Source organism: Pseudomonas sp. PS01303, assembly GCF_029959385.1.
GTDB lineage: Bacteria > Pseudomonadota > Gammaproteobacteria > Pseudomonadales > Pseudomonadaceae > Aquipseudomonas > Aquipseudomonas rustica.
The window spans coordinates 1-3,461 of the sequence record NZ_JASCPK010000272.1; the positions used below are offsets into that span (position 1 = coordinate 1).

Annotated in this window: 2 protein-coding genes; one reads left to right on the forward strand and one right to left on the reverse strand. The window is 60.0% G+C overall.

Annotated elements, in window-relative coordinates; translation table 11 throughout:
- Positions 1–120: 120 nt before the first annotated feature.
- Positions 121–1,857 (reverse strand): IlvD/Edd family dehydratase, encoded by a 1,737-nt coding sequence (locus tag QMX93_RS30260; RefSeq protein ID WP_008088043.1) that lies wholly within the window; start codon positions 1,855–1,857, stop codon positions 121–123.
- 193 nt (positions 1,858–2,050) lie between these two features.
- On the opposite strand from QMX93_RS30260, the gene QMX93_RS30265 reads away from it, so the two are divergent.
- Positions 2,051–3,373 carry an MFS transporter gene (locus QMX93_RS30265; RefSeq protein ID WP_159815096.1) on the forward strand — a complete coding sequence of 441 codons (1,323 nt, stop codon included), beginning with the start codon at positions 2,051–2,053 and terminating at the stop codon, positions 3,371–3,373.
- Positions 3,374–3,461 lie beyond the last annotated feature (88 nt).

Here is a 3,461-nt window from a genome sequence, read left to right on the forward strand (position 1 = left end):
CGATAGCGGTGTGTCAGCTGAACAATTGCTGACTGACACACCGCTATCGCGAGCAGGCTCGCTCCCACAGTGGAAATGCATTCCAAGGTAGGAGCTGCCGCAGGCTGCGATCTTTTGCTCTTAGTGGGAATGACGCGGCACTTCAGCCCCACGGCAACCCACCAGGAAGTCAAAGTCACACCCCTGATCCGCCTGCAGCACATGGTCGATGTACAGCTGACGATAACCGCCCACCAACAATTGCTGCGGTGGCTGCAGATCCGCCATGCGCGCTGCCAGCTCAGCATCCGGAATATCCAGGTGCAAACGCCCGGTCGCGCAATCCAGCTCGATCCAGTCGCCTTCCTTCACCGTCGCCAAAGGCCCGCCAGCCGCCGCTTCCGGCGCCACGTGCAAAACCACCGTGCCGTACGCCGTGCCGCTCATCCGTGCATCGGAAATGCGCACCATGTCGGTCACACCCTGCGCCAACAGCTTGGCCGGCAAGCCCATGTTGCCGACTTCAGCCATGCCCGGATAACCCTTTGGCCCGCAGTTCTTCATCACCAGAATCGAATCTTTATCAACATCCAGCTCCGGATCGTTGATCCGCGCCTTGTACATGTCGAAGTTCTCGAACACCACCGCGCGACCGCGATGCTGCATCAGTTCCGGCGTGGCGGCGGACGGCTTGAGCACTGCGCCCAGTGGCGCCAAATTACCGCGCAACACGCAAATGCCGCCGTCGGCGCGAATCGGGTTGTCGAGGGTGCGGATCACTTCGTCTTCGCCATAGATCGGCGCGTCCTTAGTGTTCTCGCCAATGGATTTGCCGTTGACGGTCAACGCATTCGGATGAGGAATCAGATTGGCTTCTCCAAGGCGACGCAACACCGCCGGTAAACCGCCAGCGTAATAGAACTCTTCCATCAGGAAACGCCCGGACGGTTGCAGGTCAACGATGGTCGGCATGCCGCGCCCCATGCGCGTCCAGTCATCCAGATCCAGCTCGACACCGATGCGCCCGGCGATGGCTTTCAAGTGAATCACCGCGTTGGTCGAACCACCGATGGCCGCGTTAACCCGAATAGCGTTTTCGAAGGCTTCCTTAGTGAGGATCTTCGATAGACGAAGGTCTTCGCGCACCATCTCCACCGCGCGCATGCCGGACATGTGCGCCAACACATAACGTCGCGCATCCACCGCCGGAATCGCCGCGTTGTGCGGCAGCGAAGTGCCGAGTGCTTCAGCCATGCAGGCCATGGTCGACGCGGTGCCCATGGTGTTGCAGGTGCCCGCCGAACGCGACATGCCGCCCTCGGCCGCAAGGAAATCGTCGATGGTAATGGTGCCAGCCTTGACCTGTTCGCTGAGCTGCCAGACCACGGTGCCGGAACCGATATCTTTGCCTTTGTGCTTGCCGTTGAGCATCGGCCCGCCGGTGACGACGATGGCCGGCACATCGCAACTGGCCGCGCCCATCAGCAGCGCCGGGGTGGTTTTGTCACAACCGGTCAGCAGCACCACGCCGTCAATCGGGTTGCCGCGAATCGCTTCTTCAACGTCCATGCTCGCCAGGTTGCGGGTGAGCATGGCGGTCGGGCGCAGGTTCGATTCGCCGTTGGAGAACACCGGGAATTCCACCGGAAAACCACCGGCCTCGATCACCCCGCGTTTGACGTGCTCCGCAATCTGGCGGAAGTGCGCGTTGCACGGGGTCAGTTCCGACCAGGTGTTGCAGATGCCGATGATCGGCTTGCCGTGGAACTGGTGGTCGGCGATGCCCTGATTCTTCATCCAGCTGCGGTACATGAAGCCGTTCTTGTCGGCCGTGCCAAACCATTGGGCGGAGCGCAGGGTGGGTTTCTTATCAGACATGATCGATTCTCTTATTGTATGACTATAGTGTTCCAGCTACGGCCTAATCTAAGCGCAAAATCCTAGGTTTGGAAGTGTTGTTGGTGAATTAGTATTACTATATAGTCGTTTTCGACGGAGGGATGGCCCTGACGGTTTTCCGCGAGAGGCGTCCCCCGAGGTTCTATAAAAACAACAATCGGAGACCGATCTCATGAGCCAGGAACTGCGGCTGATACGGCGCATTACGCTGAAACTGATTCCCTTCCTGATCCTGCTGTACCTGATCGCCTATGTGGATCGCTCCGCCGTCGGCTTCGCCAAGCTGCACATGGGCGCCGACATTGGCATCGGCGATGCGGCTTACGGCCTCGGCGCCGGGCTGTTCTTCATCGGCTATTTCCTTCTCGAAATCCCCAGCAACCTGATGCTCGAACGCTTCGGCGCACGCCGCTGGTTCGCGCGAATCATGATCACCTGGGGCGCCATCACCATCGGCATGGCCTTCGTCCAGGGCCCACACAGTTTCTACGTGATGCGCTTTCTGCTCGGCGCGGCCGAGGCGGGCTTCTTCCCGGGTGTTCTCTACTACATCACCCAATGGTTCCCGGTGCGCCATCGCGGCAAGATCCTCGGGCTGTTCATCCTTTCGCAACCGATCGCAATGATGATCACCGGCCCGGTGTCCGGCGGTTTGCTCGGCATGGACGGTGTGCTGGGTCTGCACGGCTGGCAGTGGCTGTTCATCGTCATCGGCACGCCGGCGATCTTGCTGACCTGGCCGGTGTTGCGCTGGTTGCCGGACGGCCCGCAACAAGTGAAATGGATGGATCAGGCGGAAAAAGACTGGCTGACCGGTGAACTGAAAAAGGATCTGCAGGCATACGGCCAGACCCGCCACGGCAATCCGCTGCATGCACTGAAAGACAAGCGCGTGTTGCTGTTGGCGCTGTTTTACCTGCCGGTGACGCTGAGCATCTATGGTTTGGGTCTGTGGTTGCCGACGTTGATCAAACAGTTTGGCGGCAGCGATCTGGTGACTGGGTTTGTGTCATCGGTGCCGTACATCTTCGGGATCATCGGCTTGCTGATCGTGCCGCGCAGTTCTGACCGTTTGAATGATCGCTACGGGCATCTCGCCGTGCTTTATGTGCTGGGTGCGATTGGCCTGTTCCTCAGCGCGTGGCTTACCTTGCCGGTGGCGCAACTGGCGGCGCTGTGTCTGGTGGCGTTTGCGCTGTTTTCCTGCACGGCGGTGTTCTGGACATTGCCGGGGCGATTCTTTGCCGGTGCGAGTGCGGCGGCGGGGATTGCGTTGATTAACTCGGTGGGGAATCTCGGCGGGTACATCGGGCCGTTTGTGATTGGGGCGTTGAAGGAATACACCGGCAACCTCGGTTCCGGCCTGTATTTCCTCTCGGGGGTGATGGTGTTCGGCCTGATCCTGACGGGCGTTGTCTATCGCGTACTGGAACGCAAACACGTCCTGCCGGTTGACCAGTTCGCCGCCAGCGCACGGGGCGCTACCCGCACCTGACTGACCCACACCGGTCCCCTGTAGGAGTGAGCCTGCTCGCGATAGCGGTCTATCAGTTGACAACTTTTTGGCTGACACACCGCTATCG